The 18,534-nt window shown below is 59.2% G+C and carries 17 protein-coding genes; 8 read left to right on the top strand and 9 right to left on the bottom strand.

Annotated features, from left to right (window positions below):
* Window positions 1–23: 23 nt before the first annotated feature.
* From AB1495_RS06375 to AB1495_RS06350, 6 genes are all read right to left on the bottom strand, one after another.
* The gene (locus AB1495_RS06375) at window positions 24–797 is read right to left on the bottom strand and encodes a methyltransferase domain-containing protein (protein ID WP_037942343.1); all 774 of its coding nucleotides are present in this window, start codon (window positions 795–797) and stop codon (window positions 24–26) included.
* On the bottom strand, window positions 794–1,198 hold the full coding sequence (locus AB1495_RS06370; RefSeq protein WP_074636715.1) for a GtrA family protein: 405 nt from the start codon (window positions 1,196–1,198) through the stop codon (window positions 794–796). The genes AB1495_RS06375 and AB1495_RS06370 overlap by 4 nt, the downstream gene beginning before the upstream one ends.
* Complete coding sequence (locus AB1495_RS06365) at window positions 1,198–2,148, bottom strand: glycosyltransferase family 2 protein (protein ID WP_037965791.1); 951 nt, start codon at window positions 2,146–2,148, stop codon at window positions 1,198–1,200. The genes AB1495_RS06370 and AB1495_RS06365 overlap by 1 nt, the downstream gene beginning before the upstream one ends.
* Before the next feature lie 166 nt (window positions 2,149–2,314).
* The gene (locus AB1495_RS06360; RefSeq protein WP_074636714.1) at window positions 2,315–3,559 is read right to left on the bottom strand and encodes a polysaccharide biosynthesis/export family protein; all 1,245 of its coding nucleotides are present in this window, start codon (window positions 3,557–3,559) and stop codon (window positions 2,315–2,317) included.
* 172 nt (window positions 3,560–3,731) lie between these two features.
* Window positions 3,732–4,391 carry a YjbF family lipoprotein gene (locus AB1495_RS06355; protein WP_037965785.1) on the bottom strand — a complete coding sequence of 220 codons (660 nt, stop codon included), beginning with the start codon at window positions 4,389–4,391 and terminating at the stop codon, window positions 3,732–3,734.
* Window positions 4,388–6,472, bottom strand: a complete 2,085-nt coding sequence (locus AB1495_RS06350; RefSeq protein WP_280137090.1) for a YjbH domain-containing protein — start codon at window positions 6,470–6,472, stop codon at window positions 4,388–4,390. Before AB1495_RS06350 ends, AB1495_RS06355 begins: the two co-directional genes overlap by 4 nt.
* Before the next feature lie 177 nt (window positions 6,473–6,649).
* On the opposite strand from AB1495_RS06350, the gene AB1495_RS06345 reads away from it, so the two are divergent.
* Both AB1495_RS06345 and AB1495_RS06340 read left to right on the top strand, forming a co-directional pair.
* On the top strand, window positions 6,650–7,384 hold the full coding sequence (locus AB1495_RS06345) for a metallophosphoesterase (protein ID WP_074636711.1): 735 nt from the start codon (window positions 6,650–6,652) through the stop codon (window positions 7,382–7,384).
* Between the two features lie 102 nt (window positions 7,385–7,486).
* Complete coding sequence (locus AB1495_RS06340) at window positions 7,487–8,155, top strand: sugar transferase (RefSeq protein WP_074636709.1); 669 nt, start codon at window positions 7,487–7,489, stop codon at window positions 8,153–8,155.
* Window positions 8,156–8,189: 34 nt separating this feature from the next.
* Here AB1495_RS06340 and AB1495_RS06335 read toward each other — a convergent pair whose 3' ends face one another.
* Together AB1495_RS06335 and secA are read right to left on the bottom strand one after the other, a co-directional pair.
* Window positions 8,190–8,459, bottom strand: a complete 270-nt coding sequence (locus tag AB1495_RS06335) for a hypothetical protein (protein ID WP_074636708.1) — start codon at window positions 8,457–8,459, stop codon at window positions 8,190–8,192.
* A gap of 110 nt (window positions 8,460–8,569) precedes the next feature.
* Window positions 8,570–11,299: a preprotein translocase subunit SecA gene (secA, locus tag AB1495_RS06330; RefSeq protein ID WP_074636706.1), complete on the bottom strand. Its 2,730-nt coding sequence runs from the start codon at window positions 11,297–11,299 to the stop codon at window positions 8,570–8,572.
* A gap of 176 nt (window positions 11,300–11,475) precedes the next feature.
* Between secA and AB1495_RS06325 the strand changes: the two genes are divergently transcribed.
* From AB1495_RS06325 to AB1495_RS06300, 6 genes are all read left to right on the top strand, one after another.
* Window positions 11,476–12,354 (top strand): peptidylprolyl isomerase, encoded by an 879-nt coding sequence (locus tag AB1495_RS06325; RefSeq protein ID WP_074636704.1) that lies wholly within the window; start codon window positions 11,476–11,478, stop codon window positions 12,352–12,354.
* Between the two features lie 3 nt (window positions 12,355–12,357).
* A complete protein-coding gene (argJ, locus tag AB1495_RS06320) occupies window positions 12,358–13,584 on the top strand; it encodes a bifunctional glutamate N-acetyltransferase/amino-acid acetyltransferase ArgJ (RefSeq protein WP_005850867.1) in 1,227 nt (408 codons plus the stop codon).
* The gene (gene mutT, locus AB1495_RS06315; RefSeq protein WP_005850865.1) at window positions 13,581–13,979 is read left to right on the top strand and encodes an 8-oxo-dGTP diphosphatase MutT; all 399 of its coding nucleotides are present in this window, start codon (window positions 13,581–13,583) and stop codon (window positions 13,977–13,979) included. Before argJ ends, mutT begins: the two co-directional genes overlap by 4 nt.
* Window positions 13,980–14,105: 126 nt before the next feature.
* Complete coding sequence (locus AB1495_RS06310) at window positions 14,106–14,240, top strand: hypothetical protein (protein ID WP_005850863.1); 135 nt, start codon at window positions 14,106–14,108, stop codon at window positions 14,238–14,240.
* A gap of 74 nt (window positions 14,241–14,314) precedes the next feature.
* On the top strand, window positions 14,315–15,238 hold the full coding sequence (locus AB1495_RS06305; protein WP_074636703.1) for a diacylglycerol kinase family protein: 924 nt from the start codon (window positions 14,315–14,317) through the stop codon (window positions 15,236–15,238).
* Window positions 15,235–16,041: a metallophosphoesterase gene (locus AB1495_RS06300; protein WP_074636701.1), complete on the top strand. Its 807-nt coding sequence runs from the start codon at window positions 15,235–15,237 to the stop codon at window positions 16,039–16,041. Before AB1495_RS06305 ends, AB1495_RS06300 begins: the two co-directional genes overlap by 4 nt.
* Window position 16,042: 1 nt before the next feature.
* On the opposite strand, the gene infB is transcribed toward AB1495_RS06300, so the two are convergent.
* Entirely contained in the window at window positions 16,043–18,526 is a 2,484-nt protein-coding gene (gene infB, locus AB1495_RS06295; RefSeq protein WP_005850858.1) for a translation initiation factor IF-2, read from the bottom strand.
* Window positions 18,527–18,534: the final 8 nt, after the last annotated feature.

The following is an 18,534-nucleotide window of genomic DNA, read 5'->3' as shown; positions in this document are numbered from 1 at the left end:
CAACTGCCGCCCAACCGCCGCCGTCATACAGCCGCGCGACCCAGGGTCTTGGCACGGCGCGCCCGCAAGGCAAGCACCATCGCCCGCGCTTGCGCAATGGCTGTGACAACGCCGCGTGGCAGGGTCTTGACCACAGCCAAACGCAACCGCCAGCCAAGGCTACCCGCGTTGCGCAGCTTTTGCCCCGCAGGCACTTGGGTCGCGAGGATCTCTTTCGGCAAACCCGCGCGCCCGGCCTCATTCACATAAAGGATCGCGTTGTAACGATACCAGGGCGCGATATCCTTGTTGTCCTTCAATGCAGGGCGCACGCAATCATAGGCGACATAACCCTTGGCCGCGAAAATATCCTGCCAGAAGGACAAGGGCTGTTCATTCACGTGAAACTCGCCCCCCTGTCCGGTGACCGCAGCGGAAAACAACACACGATCAGATGCCCGCGTGAGACTATCGACCAGAACCTCCGAGGCTTCGGTGGGCAGATGCTCCCCGACCTCAAGGCTCTGCGCCAGATCAAAGCGGCGGCCCGTCTTTACCGGCTGTGTCAGATCGGCGGCCATGAACTGCTCTGGCGCGACTGCCAGTTGCGCCCGGTCTACATAATCCCCGTCTACGGCCAGCACGTCCTCCGCGCCACCTTTGCGCCATTCATCCATCCAAACACCGCGCCCACTGCCCAGATCGATCACCGTCGTGGGCTTCAGCAAAGGAAACAGCAATGACACAAACGGTTTTGCCGATGCGCGCGCACTTTGGTTGATGTAGTCGAAAAATGTATCACTGTAGATATGGCTCATGACATGTACTCCGTCTTGGGGTGCGGCAAGGCGAACACCCATAGGGTCATCAAAATATAGTTCTGCACCGGCAGATACAGCGCAACGGCCAGCGCCGCCGCCCAGGCCGGCATCCCCAAGGCCACGGCCAGAGGGCCCGTGACAAGCATCGACATGCCAAAGCCGCAGCCGACCATAATGGCGAATTTAGTGATCTGGCTGCGATTGATCAGCCGCCGTTCAAAGGTGAACAGGGCATGACCGATGTATTGCAGCACGATCGCCAGAAAAAACGCCAGCGCATTAGCCGCCGGTTGTGGCACCCCCGCCGCCAGAAACGCCGGATACATCGCCACGTAGGATAATGCCGTCATAATGCCGACAACCCCAAAGCGGGCGCACTTATAGTCAAAAAAACGCATCAGGCACGCAACCGTTTCACATCGGGGACCATATCGCGCGTATCATCGCTCACGAAATAAAGCGGGCGATCCTTGGCCTCGACATAAAGTCGACCGATATACTCCCCCAGAATACCCAGCGTCAAAAGCTGCGCCCCCGAGAAGAAGCTAACCGCGAGCACCACCGACGCCCAACCCGGTGCCGTCTGATACACGACCAGCGAATAGATCACATAAACGGCCATCAACGCCGCCATGAACAAGCTGACAAAAGACAGGCGCGTCGCAAGTTTCAACGGCTTCGTCGAAAAGGCGGTCATCGCGTCGATGGCAAAGCGCATCATGGCGCGGAAGGGGTATTTGGTTTCGCCCAAGGCGCGTGGTGCGCGGATATATTCAATACCCACCTGTTTAAAGCCTGCCCAAGCGAACATCCCCCGAATAAAACGGGCCTTTTCCGGCATCGCCAGCACCGCATCCAGCGAGCGGCGGTTGACCAAACGGAAGTCGCCCGTGTCCTGCGGGATCGGGACATCGGACATGGCATTGAGGAAGCGGTAGAACAGATGCGCCGTGGCCTTCTTGAACATGGTCTCGCCCTGGCGCTCGCTACGACGCCCGTAAACCACGTCAAACCCGCGATCCATCATGAACATCATATCGACCAGCAATTCCGGCGGATCTTGCAAATCGGCATCCAGCATAAAAATACGTTCGCCCTGTGCCGCCTCAAGCCCGGCGGTCAGCGCGATTTGATGCCCGCGATTGGCCGAAAGCTTGATACCCACCAGTTGCGCACAGCCGGCTTGCGCGGCCTCGATCGCTTTCCACGTGGCATCGGTAGATCCATCATCCACCAGAATAATCTCGGCCCGATCTTTCCACGGCGCGATCGCCTGCGTCAGCCGCGATACCAGCCCCGGGATCGAGGCTTCTTCGTTCATGCAAGGGATCACAACAGAAAGATACATATCACACCGCCTGAATAATTGACCCGTTCAGGGGTAATGAGGCGATGTGGCTGAAATAGGGCACCGATAGGTTCAATTTGCGAAACCTCTGGCCGTTAGACAGACCCTTTGAAACGTAAAAGGCCGGACAGTTCTGCCCGGCCTTTGATCATCAATGGCGGTCAGATCAATTGCTGACCGCGTTCCCCACACTCAGGATCTGCGGCAGGATCTGCGAAACAGCGCGGCTCCATTTAGTGACGGGCTGCTGCGCGATAAAGATGATGTCATCAGGGCGCAGTTCGAACCGCGGGGCCAACGCGAAATTCGCGGCGTTGCGGGCATCCAGATGCCACGCGGTAATAGCCCCCAGTTCGCGCGGGTCAGAGGATGCGCGCAACACATAGACCTGCGACACATCGCCGGTCGAGGACGCCACACCACCCGCATCATACAAGGCATCTGCCAGACTTGCCTTACGCTCGTACGGCAAGGCAAAGCGCGACTGCGTCCCGACTTCCCCCGCCAGATAGACATAGTCGCGATCATCGGCACCTAGATCACGGCGTGCTTTATAGTTGTCACGGGCCTCATCCAAGCTCGCACGACGAAGGGACACCTCAAGCTGCAGCTCTTGCAATGCCGAGGCACGTGCCGCCTGACGCGCCTGAACCAGAGTGATCTGCTGCGCGAAATATTCCTGCGCACGCGCCAGTTCATATTCCGTATCCACAAAGATCGCATCGCCGGGCAGCAGGCGGGTCTTGGTCAGGCTCGCGCGGGAATAAAGCTGCGACAGCGGGATCTGATACAGCGTACCATCACGGTACAAACGGATCGAGGCATAGTCCTGATCCTCGACCGTGATCCCGCCAGCCGCAGCCAAGGCTTCTTCCAGATAGAGCGGCGTCAGCGTTACCGGCACAACGGTCGGCTGCGACACGGCGCCCCCGATGGACACACGGCGCGAGTTGAACTCGGAAATCTCGAGGCTGAAAGTCGGGTCAATCTGGTTCTCGACCAGACGCTGGAACAAGGCCGCTTCGGCGTCTTCAATGGTCAAACCGGCAATACGCACACGGCCCACATCGGGAATGTTGATCGATCCGTCATCCTGCACCGTATAGCCTTGGCGCGCGTTTTGTGCGGCCAGCAGCCCGGTCAACTGTTCAACCGATCCGCCGGCACGCGGTGTGGCCAGCAGCACCACATCACCGATACCAATCTCGTAGGGACCGGGATCAACCGGGGGCGGCAGGCGCAGCTCAAGCGCGTTAGGGCGGGTCTGAACGTCGAGCGTGGGCGATGGCAGCGCCCCGGTTCCACGCAGCCCCGAGCCAGAGCCTGCGGTGCGGGAAAACACATCGGGCAGGCTCCGCGGCGCATAGGCGGATCTATTCGCCTGAATGACGGATTCAGCAGTGAGGTTCATCACCCGTACATTGGTGCCGCCAGCGACGCCCTCTACAACTTCAGGTGTTCGGTAAACCGTACCACAGCTTGCAAGGGTCAGGCCCAAAACAGCTACCAATAGGTATCGCACTTTAATACTCCCATTCATCATGTGACACCTCGCCCCCAGACAGGTTCGGCCCCTGTTAACCTTAACGGGCGGCGGCCTTGGTCATCAAATACCCGACCTCGTCGCCCGCCCATTGCCGCGCCTGTACAATGGCACCGCTCTTTACACTGACCCAATACGTATTCCGAAACGACTGGTCCAGACTTTTACAATCCTCGGTTACAACCCGCGTCGGCACGGTGCCGATCTCAAGCGCGAGCGTCGCGCTGCCCTGCGGCTCCACCAGACAGCGATACGCGCGGGTAGAAATCTCATCCAGTCCCGTCAGATTGCTGTGCAACCGGTCTGAATAACCGCGCCGCCCGGACAGGATCAGCGCCTTGGGCTCCGACACATCAGCGGCGAAGAGTTCAGACCCAAGGCCGCGTGTCCCTTGCAGCATCCCGTCTTCCAGCATCAGCGCCGTTAAATCCGAACTCAGCCATGTATCGACACCGTTCACACGCGCCTCGCGCAGCATGCGGCCGGTTTGTGCACGGTTCTCGACGGTCAGCAGCAAGGCGGGGGTGGCGGTATCCTGCACCAGCGCGGCAAAACGCGGCGGAAACCCTTGCGCGGTTTTGGGCACGACTGAATCGTCGTCCACAGCAACGGCAACACCACGCGCCAGAAGGTTCTGGCTGGCGCTACAGGCTGTGAGGCCCGCCAGACACAGACCAAGGGTCAACGCACGTAAGATCATCGCAGGTATCTCCCCCAGCTGTCCCGCAGCTCTTTGCCGCGATAGTCGCGCACGACCCCGTGCAAACGGTTGGCGACAGCAAGACGCGCCCCGCCGTCGCGTGTAATCGGCTTGATTGTTTGCTGGACTTTCGTCCGCGACGGGCGTCCGGTCAGCCACGAAAGCGGCACTTCGAACCGCAGGCCCTTGTCGAAAGACCCTTCACCAAAATCATCAAAGGACACATCCGTGAGCGTGAAATACCCGCCAACCTTGAACCCGTTGTTAAACTCACGATCCAAAGAGAACGTCGCGCCATAGTCACCCGCAAGGTAGCGACCCACGTCTAACTGCCCGAAGAACCCATTGCCCAGATCGTAATAGGCCGAGGCATGGCCGGTCACGACGTCATAGTCCTGAAACCCGAACAGCATGTCGAAATCACGTTGTTTGACATAGTTCAACTCTGCCCCAAGTGCGAGCCGGCTATCCATCGGATACCAAAGCACCTCGGTCGACACCCCGCCAAACATCCCTTCCAGATACCCTGCAGAAACACGACCAAACAGGTCTTTCCCTGGCCGGAACAAATATTCGGCCGTGAGGCTGTTCACCTCAAGCTCAGATTCCTTCGCGTAGCGCACAGCATTAGAGCGGACCGGCTCGATCACGGAATCCGACACGCGGAACGATTTGTCGATATTGCCCACCAGCGGATAGCGGAAACGACCCGCAAAGGTCAGCCCCGGGCGCGGCCGGTAATCCATCTTGAGCTGGACGCCGAAATCGGCCCTAATCGGGCTGTTAGGGTCGAAAAAGGATGTGGCGAGATATGGGCCGATCGACGTGTCAAAGACCGGGTAGATATCCGCCAACTCGCCTTCGCGGCCCTGATCGTGCCCGTCTTCAAGACGCGCCCGCGCCAGACTGCGCCAGGCACCATCGTAATCAAACTGCAGCTCTTCCAGATCGGATCTTTGCGTCACGATCTGGTTCAGCGGCACGCCGCGCTCCAGAAACACGACCGTGAACTCTTCGATTGCGGGGGGTAGCGTCACCGCCATGGCCCGCGCCGTGCGCCCTGCCGCTTGGGCCTCATTGTCGAAACGGGTGTTTTCCACGCGGACGGTCGCGCGGTTGCCCGACATGGTGAAGCCTTGCAGCTCCAGCCCGTCTTCCGCCAGCACACGCTGCAACACGGCCTCGACCGCATCACGCCCGCCCCCGGCAGCAGAGTTGTTCCACTCCGCAATCGCCAACCGGTTGCGCGCGCCGATGGTGCGCGGGGCCTGCTCCAACCCGCCGGGTACGGACGGTTTCTTGGGGTTGATGACATAGCTCAACTGCGCGCCGACCTCATGCCCCCCGACGACAAACCCCTTGAGGTGCACACCGTTGTTGAAACGATACTCCAACCCCACGTTGAGGGGCGAAGACACGTCGATGCCCGTGTTCACCGATTCCCGCGTGTATTCATCGGGGGAGTATTCGGCGAATAGCGTCATCTGGTCCGACACATTCCACTGCACGCCCGCGAAGACCGACGTCGGCCCGCGGAACCAGTTTCCTGTCTCTAGCTGGCCGCCCCTGTTGGCGTCGCGCGTCCGTGTGTCAAACCGGTCTGACAAAATACTGAACGGATTCGAGAATGAGTTCCGCCCCGCAAGCCGCCCCCAGCCCAGACCGCCGGTGACCTCCAGCTTCGACCCGAAGCTTTTGGTGGCCACAAAATATTCACTGCTCAGGATACCGGTGCCTAAAAAGTCACGCAAACCCACGGCGAAAGCAGGGCGTAGGTCGGTTTCATCCCAAATCTGGTAATGCACATCAAAGCTGCGGTCGAAGGTATCGCCATCAAGGAACGCATTGGTACTGATATTCTTAATCTGCGAATACCGGAATGTCCCATAGAGACGCGGCAGAACCTGGAACGTCGCTGAATACCGGTAGTTGGGGCCAAACGTGCTTGCCGTGAAGGCCAGATCGCCGTCCTTCAACACGCGGGCCGTCGGCATTTCAACCAATCCGGGTGTGCCGTAGGTCGATAAAGATTGCGCTGAACCTTCGGCAAGACTAGTGACGCAAAACGCCCCGGCTAGCATCGAACAAGCTAGTTTCCTCGAGCGCCCTTGCATCTGCTAACCTACCTATTAATTAATTGTTGCGAATACCGGGACCGTAGAGAAGTTTAGGAAGGACTACACTTTGTGTGCCGTCCAATCAACGGATTTACCATTTCGTTGCGCCAGTTTTGCAACACAGAGGATACGCCAAGACCTATGCTGAACCGTTGGTTTAAACGCCGTCAACCTGACCCCGAGCCCGAACCTCATTTCGATCCGATCACACCGGATGTGCCCGTGATTGCGATCGGAGATATTCACGGGCGTTTTGATCTGCTTGAAAGACTGCCCGAACCTCCGGACGGCACACAGGTGATCTGCGTCGGCGACCTTGTCGACCGCGGCGAACAAAGCGCGCAGGTTCTGCGGGCGCTGCACGAACAGCCCGATATCATCACGCTTATGGGCAACCACGAACAGATGATGCTAAAGTTTATCGACAATCCGAAAGAGAATGGTCCGCGCTGGCTCCGGTACGGCGGGCTCCAGACTTTGTCGAGCTTTGGCGTCTCGGGCGTGTCGCAAACCTCCTCTGGTGACGATCTTGAACGCGCCCGCGACGCCCTGCAAGACGCTATGGGCGAGGCCTTGCTCGACTGGGTGATCAACCTTCCAACCTCGTGGGTGTCGGGCAATGTCGCCTTTGTGCACGCCGCTGCTAACCCACTGATCCCTATCAAGGATCAGGAAAGCCGGACGTTGCTTTGGGGGCATGAGGATTTCGGGCGCAAACGCCGCCGTGACGGCATCTGGGTCGTACACGGGCACACAATCGTCGACACGCCGATGATCAAGGGCGGCGTGGTGTCGATCGACACCGGGGCCTACGCGACGGACAAGCTCACTGCCGCGACGATCCACAATGGCGAGGTCGAATTTAACTACCTCTGATCTGACGGCATCCCGATTTTAACCACACCTTAGGATACCTCTGCTTTAGCTGACGCACCGGCACATGCGCCGGTGTTTGGTTGCTATGGGTAAGAGGTGACGATGGCGTTTATCGATATCGGGATACGGCAGGGCAGTGATGTCCATGCACGTCGGGCGCCGCTATACGAAGGCGGCGGGAAACGGGTGTTCGATCTTGCCCTCAGCCTCGCGCTGCTGCCGCTGATCCTGCCCGTGATTATCGTTTTATACTGTCTGGTGGCATCCACGGGTCAGGGCGGTCTTTATGCCCACCCGAGGATTGGGCGCGCCGGCAAGGTTTTCCGCTGTTGGAAAATCAGAACGATGGTCCCTGATGCACAGGCCGCGCTGCCGGCGATTCTATTGGCGCGACCTGATCGCGCGCTGGAATGGGCGTTGTACCAAAAGCTGACCAAAGATCCGCGCGTGATCCCCGGCGGCCATTTCCTGCGCCGCACCGGCCTTGATGAACTGCCTCAAATCTGGAACGTACTGCGCGGCGATATGTCTTTGGTCGGGCCGCGCCCCGTCACCCGAGCGGAGCTGCACAGCTACGGCGATGCCCGCCACGCTTACCAACGGGTGCGCCCGGGGGTCACAGGGCTTTGGCAGGTGTCGGGGCGCGGCATCTTGCTGTTTGCCGAACGCGCCTCGCTTGATGAACGCTATGCCCGCCAGCCAAGCTTCATGGGCGATCTCAAGATCATCGCGCGCACTCTGCCCGTCCTGCTGCGCCCCACCGGATACTGACAGGGCGCAACAACAGTTAACGCGGTGACAGGCGCTAGACTAGGCCTTTGATCCCCGTTGCGGTGGTGCCACTGTCGCGCACTTTTGAGATGCGAAACGGATAGACGACCCCCGCCATCAAACCGGGCAGCGTGATTGCATCCCCGCTTTTCAGCGTCACCGCGACATCACCGGCCCCACCGACCATAAAGCCACGGGTGATCTGCGGCAGGTTGGCGGTATCGTCGGGCACAATATCAAAGGCCCCGCAAATAGGGCCGGTCAATCCTGCGGTATAGTCATTGAAATTGTCGGTAATTGGCATGTCGCTCTCCGTTTGCTGAAAAGCGCAGCTTGGTCTACCGACCCTACCTAAATCTTACCCCACCGTGCGGAGCACCCCCAAGGCCGGCAACCAGCCTTGGGGAAGATCATTCACGCAAGCTTGCCGTGGCAATGCTTGAACTTTTTGCCCGACCCGCAGGGGCATTCATCATTGCGCGCAGGGGTGCCCCACGTGCTTGGATCATTCTCGTCGAACCCCGCCACAGCGGTAGAGCCGGACGCGGCTGCGGCGGTCGAAGCTGGCGCTTCGCTGTTCTCTGCCGCCGCCTGCGCGGCGTTAACCTGTGCCGCGGCCTGACGTTCCTGCATTTGCGACAGAATTTGCTGCTGCTCTTCCTCTGTCATCGGACGGATCTGACCCAGCTTCTGGGTCACTTCGGTCCGCAGGCTGTCCAGCATGCTTTCAAACAGTTGGAAGGATTCGTTCTTGTATTCGTTCAACGGATCACGCTGCGCATAGCCGCGGAAACCGACGACCGACCGCAGATGTTCCAGCGTCAGAAGGTGATCACGCCACTTGCCGTCAATCGCCTGCAACAACACCTGCTTTTCGATGTTGCGCATGTTCTCGGAGCCGAATTGTTCAGCCTTCTGGGCCATCATGTTTTCGCTGGCTTCGACAAGACGTTCGCGGATGACCTCATCGTCGACGCCTTCTTCCTCACACCATGCTGCAACGGGCACATCAAGGTTCAGCTGATCCGCAACCGAGGCTTGGAAACCTTGAGTATCCCACTGATCTGCATAGGTTTTTGGCGGCATGAACTGGTCGATCAGATCGTCGATCACCTGCTCGCGCATGTCGGCGGTGATCTCTTGCAGATCGGCAGCTTCCATGATGTCGCGGCGCTGGCCAAAGATGACTTTCCGCTGGTCGTTCATCACATCGTCGAACTTCAACAGCTGTTTACGAATGTCAAAGTTGCGCCCTTCGACCTTGGCCTGCGCGCGCTCCAGCGACTTGTTGACCCAAGGGTGTACAATCGCTTCGCCCTCTTTCAGACCCAGCGTCGTCAACACTTTCTCAAGCCGTTCAGAGCCGAAAATACGCATCAGATCGTCTTCGAGAGACAGGTAGAAGGACGATCGGCCGGGGTCACCCTGACGGCCCGAACGGCCGCGCAGCTGGTTATCGATCCGGCGGCTTTCGTGACGCTCGGACGCCAGAACATACAGCCCCCCTGCGTCGAGCACTTTTTTCTTCTCGTCAGCGTGTTCCGCTTCAATCTTTTCACGGATCGCAACGGGATCGGCATCAGGATCAGCGTCCAGCGCTTCAATCACCTTCAGCTCGACGTTGCCGCCCAGCTGAATGTCGGTGCCGCGACCGGCCATGTTTGTCGCGATGGTCACCGCGCCGAACTTGCCCGCATCCGCCACGATCTGCGCTTCCTGCTCGTGCTGGCGCGCGTTCAGAACGTTATGCTTGATGCCCGCTTCGGTCAGCATCTGGCTCAGCATTTCGGATTTCTCGATAGAGGTGGTACCCACCAGAACCGGCTGGCCTATCGCATTGGCTTCTCTGACCTTTTCGATCATCGCCTGATATTTTTCCAGCGCCGAACGATAGACCTGATCGTCTTCGTCCACACGCGCAACCGGCACGTTGGTCGGGACAACGACAACACCCAGCCCGTAAATCTCGGCAAATTCTTCGGCTTCGGTTTCGGCAGTACCCGTCATGCCCGCCAGCTTGTCATAAAGCCGGAAGTAGTTTTGGAAGGTGACCGAGGCCAGTGTCACGTTCTCGGGCTGGATCTGGCAGCCTTCCTTCGCTTCGATCGCCTGATGCAACCCGTCGGACAGACGACGACCGGACATCATACGCCCGGTGAATTCGTCGATCAGCATCACCTCGCCGTCGCGCACAATGTAATCCTTGTCGCGCTGGAACAGCTTATGCGCCCGCAAACCTTGGTTCACATGGTGCACGATGGTGGTGCTTTCGGGGTCATACATCGTTAACCCTTCTTCCAGCAGGCCGCGGCTGTGCAGCTCTTGCTCGAGGAACTCGTTCCCTTCGTCGGTAAAGGTCACGTTACGGGTTTTCTCGTCCAGCTCGTAGTGGCTTTCCTGCAGCAGCGGGATCACATCGTCGACGATTTTATACATCTCGGAGCGGTCTTGCGACGGGCCAGAAATAATCAGCGGCGTCCGCGCCTCGTCGATCAGAATGCTATCGACTTCATCCACGATGGCAAAGTTGTGCTGTTTCTGGAAAATCTGGCTCAGCTCAGACTTCATGTTATCGCGCAGATAATCAAAGCCCAGCTCGTTGTTCGTGGCGTAGGTCACGTCGCAATCATAGGCGGCGCGCTTGTCTTCCTCGGTCATGCCGGACACCGCAGCACCCGTGGTCAGCCCCAGCGAGGCAAAGACCTTGCCCATCCAGTCGGCGTCCCGTTTCACGAGGTATTCGTTCACCGTGACCACATGCACGCCCTTGCCGGTCAGCGCATTGAGGTAAGCGGCCAGCGTCGCGGTCAGGGTTTTACCCTCGCCGGTTTTCTGCTCGGATATGTTGCCCTGATGCAGGAAAATCGCCGACATCAACTGCGTGTCAAAGGCGCGCAGACCCAAGGTCCGGCGTGCGCCTTCACGGCAGTTCGCAAAAGCTACCGGCAGCAGATCATCAAGGCTTTCGCCATCAATCGCCCGCTTGCGCAGCTCTTCCGTTTTTTGCTTCAGACCGTCGTCGGTCAAAGCCAAGAATTCTTCTTCCAGCGCGTTGATCTTTTCAACCAGCGGGCGGGTCGCCTTGATTTTACGGTCGTTTGGGGTCCCAAAGACTTTTTTGGCGAGTGTTCCGATGCCCAGCATGCAATCTCCTGCCGAAGTTATGTTCAAAGGCGTCCATCTGCTTGCCGAGCCGCCGGACAGCCCCTAGATACAAGACTGAACGTGCGCCAAGGCCGCGCCCATAGGGCGATGTAAGGGCCGCACTAAACCGTGTCAATGTAGCAGCCCCTTGTGGCTGCCAAACCAAGGACAGATACATGCAAAAACCTCTCACTTTTCTGGCACCATTCGTGGTGGCAGCTTCACTCGCCCTGCCCGCTGTTGCACAGGACGACACTGCCGAAAACACGGATGCGCAGACAGACGTCACCGCTGAAACCGTGGTTGCCACGGTCAATGGCACCGACATCACGATTGGCAGCATGATCATTGCCCGCGCCACTCTGCCCGAGCAATATCAACAGCTTCCCCCCGAAGTCCTGTTCAAAGGCATTCTGGATCAGCTTGTGCAGCAAACCGCCTTGTCGCAAGACTTTGACGGCGAAGTGCCAAAGCGGATCGAGATGGCGCTTGAAAACGAACGTCGCCAGCTGATCGCGGGCGAAGTGATCGAGAGAGCAATGGCCCAGGACGTCACCGAGGAAGAGCTGCAAGCCGCCTATGACGAAGCCTACGCCGATGCGGAACCGACCGAGGAATTCAGCGCGTCGCATATTCTGGTAGAAACAGAAGAAGAAGCCCAAGCCGTCAAGAAAGAGCTGGATGAAGGCGCGGATTTTGCCGAGCTGGCGAAAGAAAAGTCCACCGGTCCTTCCGGTCCTGCGGGCGGCACTTTGGGGTGGTTCGGGCCCGGCATGATGGTGCCCGCGTTTGAAACCGCCGTTGCCGAGCTTGAAGTCGGCGCTGTGTCGGAACCCGTTGAAACCCAGTTCGGCTGGCACGTGATCAAACTGGACGACAAGCGCCAGAAAGAAGCACCCAAGCTCGAAGACGTGAAGGACGAGCTGGAAACCCAGGTCCGTCAGGTCAAGGCACAGACCCTGATCGAAAAGACCACCGAAGCCGCAGATGTTGACCGCTCGGCGGCTGACTCGATCGACCCTTCGGTTCTGACCAACCTCGGCCTGCTGGAGTAACAAATGGGCAAAATCACCGCTGTATCCCCGCTGGCACCCGATCACTTCCCTGATCTTCCTGTCATCGATGGTGTGCGTTTCGCCACCATCGCGGCGGGGGTACGGTATCAAGGCCGCACCGATGTGATGCTGGCCGAATTGGCCCCGGGCTCGACGGTGGCGGGGGCGTTTACACGCTCTGCCACCCGCGCCGCGCCGGTTCTGGATTGTCAGGCCAAGATCGGCGCGACATCAGACACCGGTGCCGCGATCCTGGTCAACTCGGGCAACGCCAATGCCTTCACCGGCAAGGGCGGCGTCACCGCGGTCGAAGCAATTACCGCTGCGGTTGCTGATGTCTGCAACATTCCCCAATCGCGTGTTTTCACCTCATCGACCGGTGTGATCGGCGAACCGCTGCCCCACGACCGGATCACGGCTGTTCTGGCGGACCTTAAGGGCGCGTTGTCCGACAAGGGCATTTCCGATGCGGCCAAGGCGATCATGACCACCGACACCTTCCCCAAAGGGGCCCGTGCCGAGGTCGAGATTGACGGTAAAACAGTCTCTATCGCGGGGATTGCGAAGGGATCGGGCATGATCGCGCCAGATATGGCGACGATGCTGGTCTATATCTTCACCGATGCGGTTGTGAGCCAACCGGCGCTGCAAAAGATGCTGTCGACCCATACCGATAGCACCTTTAACTGCATCACGGTGGATAGCGACACATCGACCTCCGACAGTTTGATCCTGGCCGCAACTGGCGCGTCGGGCGTGGATGCCAGCGAAAGCGATGCGTTCTCGGAAGCGCTGCACGGCGTCATGCTGAACCTCGCGCATCAGGTTGTGCAAGACGGCGAAGGGGCGACCAAATTCGTCGAGATCGCCGTGACCGGTGCCGCTACGGATGATGATGCCAAGACCCACGGCATGGCAATCGCGAATTCCCCCCTGATCAAGACCGCCATCGCGGGCGAGGACCCGAACTGGGGCCGCGTGGTGATGGCCGTCGGTAAATCCGGGGCCGCTGCTGATCGGGATCGCCTGTCGATCCGCTTTGGCGATATCGAGGTAGCCAAAGACGGCTGGCGCAGCCCCGACTACTCGGAAGAGGCAGCGGCGGCGCATATGAAGGGCCAGAACATCACCATCGGCGTTGATCTGGGCCTTGGCGACGGCAAAGCAACGGTTTGGACCTGCGACCTGACCCACGGCTATATCGAGATCAACGCGGACTATCGTTCGTGAAGGTTATCCTTGTCTCGGCGGTAGCCCTGATCGACGTGGACGGGCGCGTGCTTTTGGCACAGCGCCCGCCCGGCAAATCCATGGCCGGTTTGTGGGAGTTTCCGGGCGGCAAGGTCGAAGCCGGCGAAACCCCCGAAGCCGCCCTGATCCGCGAGCTGCAAGAAGAACTGGGCATCGACACATGGGCGTCCTGCCTTGCCCCGCTGACCTTTGCCAGCCATGCCTACGATGATTTCCACCTGCTGATGCCGCTGTTTGCCTGCCGCAAATGGAATGGCACACCGCAAGCGCGCGAGGGGCAGACCCTGAAATGGGTCCGTGCCAATGCGCTGAAAGATTATCCAATGCCCCCAGCGGACATTCCCCTGATTCCGATCCTGCGCGACTGGCTTTAGGGCCAGCGCGACCTCGCAGCTGTTTCTTTACGCGCGTGAATACTGCTTCCTTGACTTTTTTGTTGCTAGACTTAGGCAAATTGTCGCTTATAAAGATGCAACTTCAGGTTCTTCTGGGAGGAAGCAATGCTTCGCACAATCACCATCGGTTCCACCGTATCCGTCCAGGGTATTTTCGTCCGCGACATGCCCGACGGCCGCGTATCGGTTAAGGTTGATGACGCGATCTATACCGGCAAGCCAATCCAGCGCCGGAACTGATCAGGCACACACAAAACATCTGAACCATCCCCCTGCCCCAAGCGTTTGCTTAGGTCATCAAGGATGGATCAATCATGAAGCCTCAACGTGTTATCGTTATTCTGAACAAAGGCTCCGGCCGCCAAGACGGGACAGAGCGTAAGTCCCGGATTTCAGACAGGTTTCAACACCACGACATTCCCGTCAGCTTCGTTGAATTCTCGCCCAATGGCGCGGATTTGGGGGAGGTGGCGCAATCCACTGCCGAGGCGAACCCCGAGGCCACCATCGTCGCGTCAGGCGGCGACGGAACGATCAGCGGCGTCGCCTCGGGGCTGGCGCATGTGCCCAACCAGATGGGGATTATCCCCGCAGGCACCTTTAACTATTTCGCCCGTTCGCTGAACCTGCCCGAAACGGTTGACGAAGCCGTGGATGTCATCGCCAAGGGCGTTCTGCGCCCCACGGACATCGCCAAGATCAATGGCAACGCGTTTCTGAACAACGCCAGCATCGGGGCCTATGCCGCCATTCTGAAAACCCGCGAAGGCATCTATGACCGCTGGGGCCGCAGCCGTGTCGCGGCCTATTGGTCGGTGGTCAAAGCGCTGGCAACACTCCGCGCGCCGCTCAGGCTGACGGTGACGATTGATGGCAAATCCTTTAAACATAGGACACCGCTGGTCTTTGCGATCAGCAACGCCTTTCAGCTGAACCAAATGGGGCTGAGCGGCGAAGACTGTATCGCCAAGGGCGGCATGGTGCTGCTGGTTGCCCCCGATACCAACCGCTGGGGGCTGTTCAAACACGCCGCCGCGCTGGCCCTTGGGGTCGCGAAACGTGAAACCGACTATCAAATGCACTGCGGGAACGAGATCACGCTTGAGATGCCGCATAAATCACGCCCTGTCGCCCGCGACGGAGAGCTAAGCCGCATGAAAGGCCCGTTCAAACTGCACATGCAGCGCGAGGCCCTGCAGCTGATCGTTCCTGCCGAATTCAACGAGGCCGTCAGATGAGCACATTGGTGCATCTCTCAGATTTACACTTTGGCAAGGATCGCCCCGACCTGCTGGAACCGCTGCTCTCTTGTGTGAACGAACTGAACCCCGATATCGTCGCCATATCCGGCGATTTCACGCAGCGCGCGCGGCGGAGCCAGTTCGAGGAAGCGCATAATTTTATCCAGCGGATCAACGCGCCTGTCTTGGGTGTGCCGGGGAACCACGATGTCCTGCTTGACCGCCCGTTTCAGCGGTTTTTCATGCCATGGCGCAGGTATCGCAAATGGATCAACGCCGATCTGACGCCGCGGTATGAAGATAACGATATGGTCGTCATCGGCATCAACTCGGTCGATCGCTTTTCGTGGCAGACGGGGAAGCTCACGGCAGGGCGTATCGCGCATGCCTGCAAGGCGATGGACGACACCGCCGCGCGCAAAGCCCGCGTGTTAGTGGTACATCACCCGCTAGAGCATCCCAATCATACCAAGAAAAAGCCCATACCCGGTGCGGAAATCGCGCTGGAAAAGCTGCTGTCTTGCGGGGCGAACCTGATCCTGTCGGGGCACCTTCACACGTGGCACGCAGAGAATTTTACCGTCGAATCCGGCGGCACCACAGCGATCCAGTTGCATGCGGGGACCAGCCTGTCGTCGCGCGTGCGCGGAGAGCCGAATGATTTCAACCTTGTGAAGATCTCGGACGATCAGGTCTGTGTCGACCGGCTGAGCTTTAACGAAGATAAACGGGTCTTTGAAACGACAGAAGCCCGGACATTTAACCGGGCTTCTGATCATCAGATATCGGACGAAGTGTAACTTAGTCCAGCGTGCGCACGACTTCTTCACGTGTGAAGATTTCGATAACGTCGCCCGGACGGATGTCTTCGTAGTTCTCGAACGCCATACCACATTCCTGGCCTGACGGTACTTCGGCAACTTCGTCCTTGAAGCGCTTGAGCGTTTTCAGCGTGCCTTCGTGGATCACGACATCGTCGCGCAGCAGGCGCACACCAGCGGCGCGGCTTGCTTTGCCTTCGGTCACCAGACAGCCGGCAACCTTGCCAACGCCGGTCACTTTGAACACCTCTTTGATCGACGCATAGCCGATGAAGTGTTCGCGGATCTCGTTGCTCAGCAGGCCACTTGCCGCAGCTTTCACATCATCAACCATGTCATAGATGACCGAGTAATACCGGATCTCGACACCCTTCTGGTTGGCCGAGGCACGGGCCGAGGCGTTTGCACGGACGTTGAAACCGATGATCGGCGCGTTGGAGGCTTCGGCAAGACCAACGTCGGTGTCGGTGATCGCACCTACGCCCGAGTGAAGGACGCGCACGCGGACTTCGTCGTTGCCGATTTTCTCCATCGCTTGAACGATCGCTTCGGCAGAACCCTGAACGTCTGCTTTGATCAACAAAGGCAGCTCGCTAATGGTTTCGTTCACCTTGGCGTTCGCCATCAGCTGTTCCAGCGTCGTCGCAGCACCAGCCGCAGCGCGTTTGTCTTTGGCGGCTTTTTCGCGGTATTCCGCAATCTCGCGCGCCTGCGCTTCGGTGTCGGTAACGTTCAGAACGTCGCCCGCACCCGGTGTCCCGTTCAGGCCAAGCACCTCTACCGGCACGGATGGGCCTGCTTCTTTCACGCGCTCGCCCTGATCGTTGATCAGCGCACGGACCTTACCGTACTGCTCGCCCACAACAAAGATGTCGCCCTGACGCAGCGTACCGTTCTGAACAAGAACAGTCGCAACGGGGCCGCGGCCCACGTCAAGCTGCGCTTCGATCACGGCACCGACCGCGGCGCGGTTCGGGTTCGCTTTCAGTTCCAGCAGTTCCGCTTGCAGCGCGATGGCTTCCAGCAGTTCGTCCAGACCTTGACCCGTGGTGGCCGATACTTCGACGTCCTGTGTTTCACCGGACATCTTTTCAACGATGACCTCGTGCTGCAGCAGGTCTGTACGGACTTTGTCAGGGTTGGCTTCGTATTTGTCGATCTTGTTGATCGCCACGATCATTGGCACCTTGGCCGCTTTCGCGTGGTTAATCGCTTCGATCGTCTGAGGCATCACAGCATCATCCGCCGCGACCACCAGAACAACGATGTCGGTGACCTGCGCACCGCGCGACCGCATCGAGGTAAAGGCCGCGTGGCCCGGTGTATCGAGGAAGCTCAGAACCTGACCGTTGTCGGTTGTGACCTGATAGGCACCGATGTGCTGCGTGATACCGCCCGCTTCGCCGGACTGAACCTTGGCTTTGCGGATCGCGTCAAGCAGCGATGTCTTACCGTGGTCAACGTGGCCCATGATCGTGATGACCGGGGGACGCGAGACCAGATCTTTCGGATCGTCTTCGGCTTCCTTGATCACGTCTTCAACGTCAGCGTCGGAAACGCGCACCACTTTGTGGCCGAATTCCTCGATGATCAGCTCGGCTGTGTCAGCGTCGATGGTTTCGTTCTGCGTGACCATCATGCCGTTTGTCATCAATGCTTTGACGACAGCGCCAACGCGTTCAGCCATCCGGTTCGCCAGTTCGGAAACCACGATCGCCGGAGGCAGGTTGACGTTGCGCACGACCTTTTCACGCTCGACCGAACCGCCCATTGCCTTCTGGCGCTGGCGTTCCTGCTTGCGTTTCATCTGCGCCATGGACCGTTGACGGCCACCTTCGCCACCGGACAAAGCCTGGTTCAGCGTCAGTTTGCCGGAACGACGGCTATCGTCGCCACCCTTGTTGCGCTTGTTGGTTTCTTCGCGGTCGCCTTCTTTCTTGCGGGCCGCAGGGGTCGGTGCGCCGGATTTGATGTTCGGCGAACGCGGCGCGGCAGGGGCCGCTGCGGGGGCTGCGGCAGCGGCTGCTGCGGCTTCCGCTTCTTTCTTGCGGCGCTCGTCCTCTTCGGCTTTCGCCTTCAGGCTTTCCTCGCGCTCACGCTCTTCGGCTTCTTTCGCCTCGATCTCGGCACGACGACGCTCGCGGTCTTCCGCGCGGGCCTTTTCCTCGGCTGCGCGTGCTTCGGCTTCTTCCGCCTCGCGGGCGCGGGCAGCCTGAACCGCCTTCAGCCGGCGTTCCATTTCGGAATCGGTGATCCCTGCCGGACGCTTGGAGGGATCCCCGAGCGATGGATTACTACCGCCGCCGGCTTTTGCGCCAGCAGGTTTGGGCACCACAACGCGCTTGCGCTTGGTCTCGACCACGACGTTTTTCGTCCGCCCGTGGCTAAAGCTTTGCTTTACGTTGCCGGGACGCGAAGACGCTCCCCGCAGGCCCAATGTCTTTTTGCCGTCACTATCGCTCATGAAGCTCG

It is taken from the genome of Sulfitobacter pontiacus, from assembly GCF_040790665.1.
Lineage (GTDB): Bacteria > Pseudomonadota > Alphaproteobacteria > Rhodobacterales > Rhodobacteraceae > Sulfitobacter > Sulfitobacter pontiacus.
The sequence above is the reverse complement of the archived record's forward strand: the minus strand, read 5'-3'. Positions and strand labels throughout refer to the sequence as shown.

Excerpts from the sequence above, each read along its gene's own strand:
- AB1495_RS06375 (WP_037942343.1), bottom strand. The coding sequence starts at position 797 with ATGAGCCATATCTACAGTGATACATTTTTCGACTACATCAACCAAAGT.
- AB1495_RS06370 (WP_074636715.1), bottom strand. The coding sequence starts at position 1,198 with ATGCGTTTTTTTGACTATAAGTGCGCCCGCTTTGGGGTTGTCGGCATT.
- AB1495_RS06365 (WP_037965791.1), bottom strand. The coding sequence starts at position 2,148 with ATGTATCTTTCTGTTGTGATCCCTTGCATGAACGAAGAAGCCTCGATC.
- AB1495_RS06360 (WP_074636714.1), bottom strand. The coding sequence starts at position 3,559 with ATGAACCTCACTGCTGAATCCGTCATTCAGGCGAATAGATCCGCCTAT.
- AB1495_RS06355 (WP_037965785.1), bottom strand. The coding sequence starts at position 4,391 with ATGATCTTACGTGCGTTGACCCTTGGTCTGTGTCTGGCGGGCCTCACA.
- AB1495_RS06350 (WP_280137090.1), bottom strand. The coding sequence starts at position 6,472 with ATGCTAGCCGGGGCGTTTTGCGTCACTAGTCTTGCCGAAGGTTCAGCG.
- AB1495_RS06345 (WP_074636711.1), top strand. The coding sequence starts at position 6,650 with ATGCTGAACCGTTGGTTTAAACGCCGTCAACCTGACCCCGAGCCCGAA.
- AB1495_RS06340 (WP_074636709.1), top strand. The coding sequence starts at position 7,487 with ATGGCGTTTATCGATATCGGGATACGGCAGGGCAGTGATGTCCATGCA.
- AB1495_RS06335 (WP_074636708.1), bottom strand. The coding sequence starts at position 8,459 with ATGCCAATTACCGACAATTTCAATGACTATACCGCAGGATTGACCGGC.
- secA (WP_074636706.1), bottom strand. The coding sequence starts at position 11,299 with ATGCTGGGCATCGGAACACTCGCCAAAAAAGTCTTTGGGACCCCAAAC.
- AB1495_RS06325 (WP_074636704.1), top strand. The coding sequence starts at position 11,476 with ATGCAAAAACCTCTCACTTTTCTGGCACCATTCGTGGTGGCAGCTTCA.
- argJ (WP_005850867.1), top strand. The coding sequence starts at position 12,358 with ATGGGCAAAATCACCGCTGTATCCCCGCTGGCACCCGATCACTTCCCT.
- AB1495_RS06310 (WP_005850863.1), top strand. The coding sequence starts at position 14,106 with ATGCTTCGCACAATCACCATCGGTTCCACCGTATCCGTCCAGGGTATT.
- AB1495_RS06305 (WP_074636703.1), top strand. The coding sequence starts at position 14,315 with ATGAAGCCTCAACGTGTTATCGTTATTCTGAACAAAGGCTCCGGCCGC.
- AB1495_RS06300 (WP_074636701.1), top strand. The coding sequence starts at position 15,235 with ATGAGCACATTGGTGCATCTCTCAGATTTACACTTTGGCAAGGATCGC.
- infB (WP_005850858.1), bottom strand. The coding sequence starts at position 18,526 with ATGAGCGATAGTGACGGCAAAAAGACATTGGGCCTGCGGGGAGCGTCT.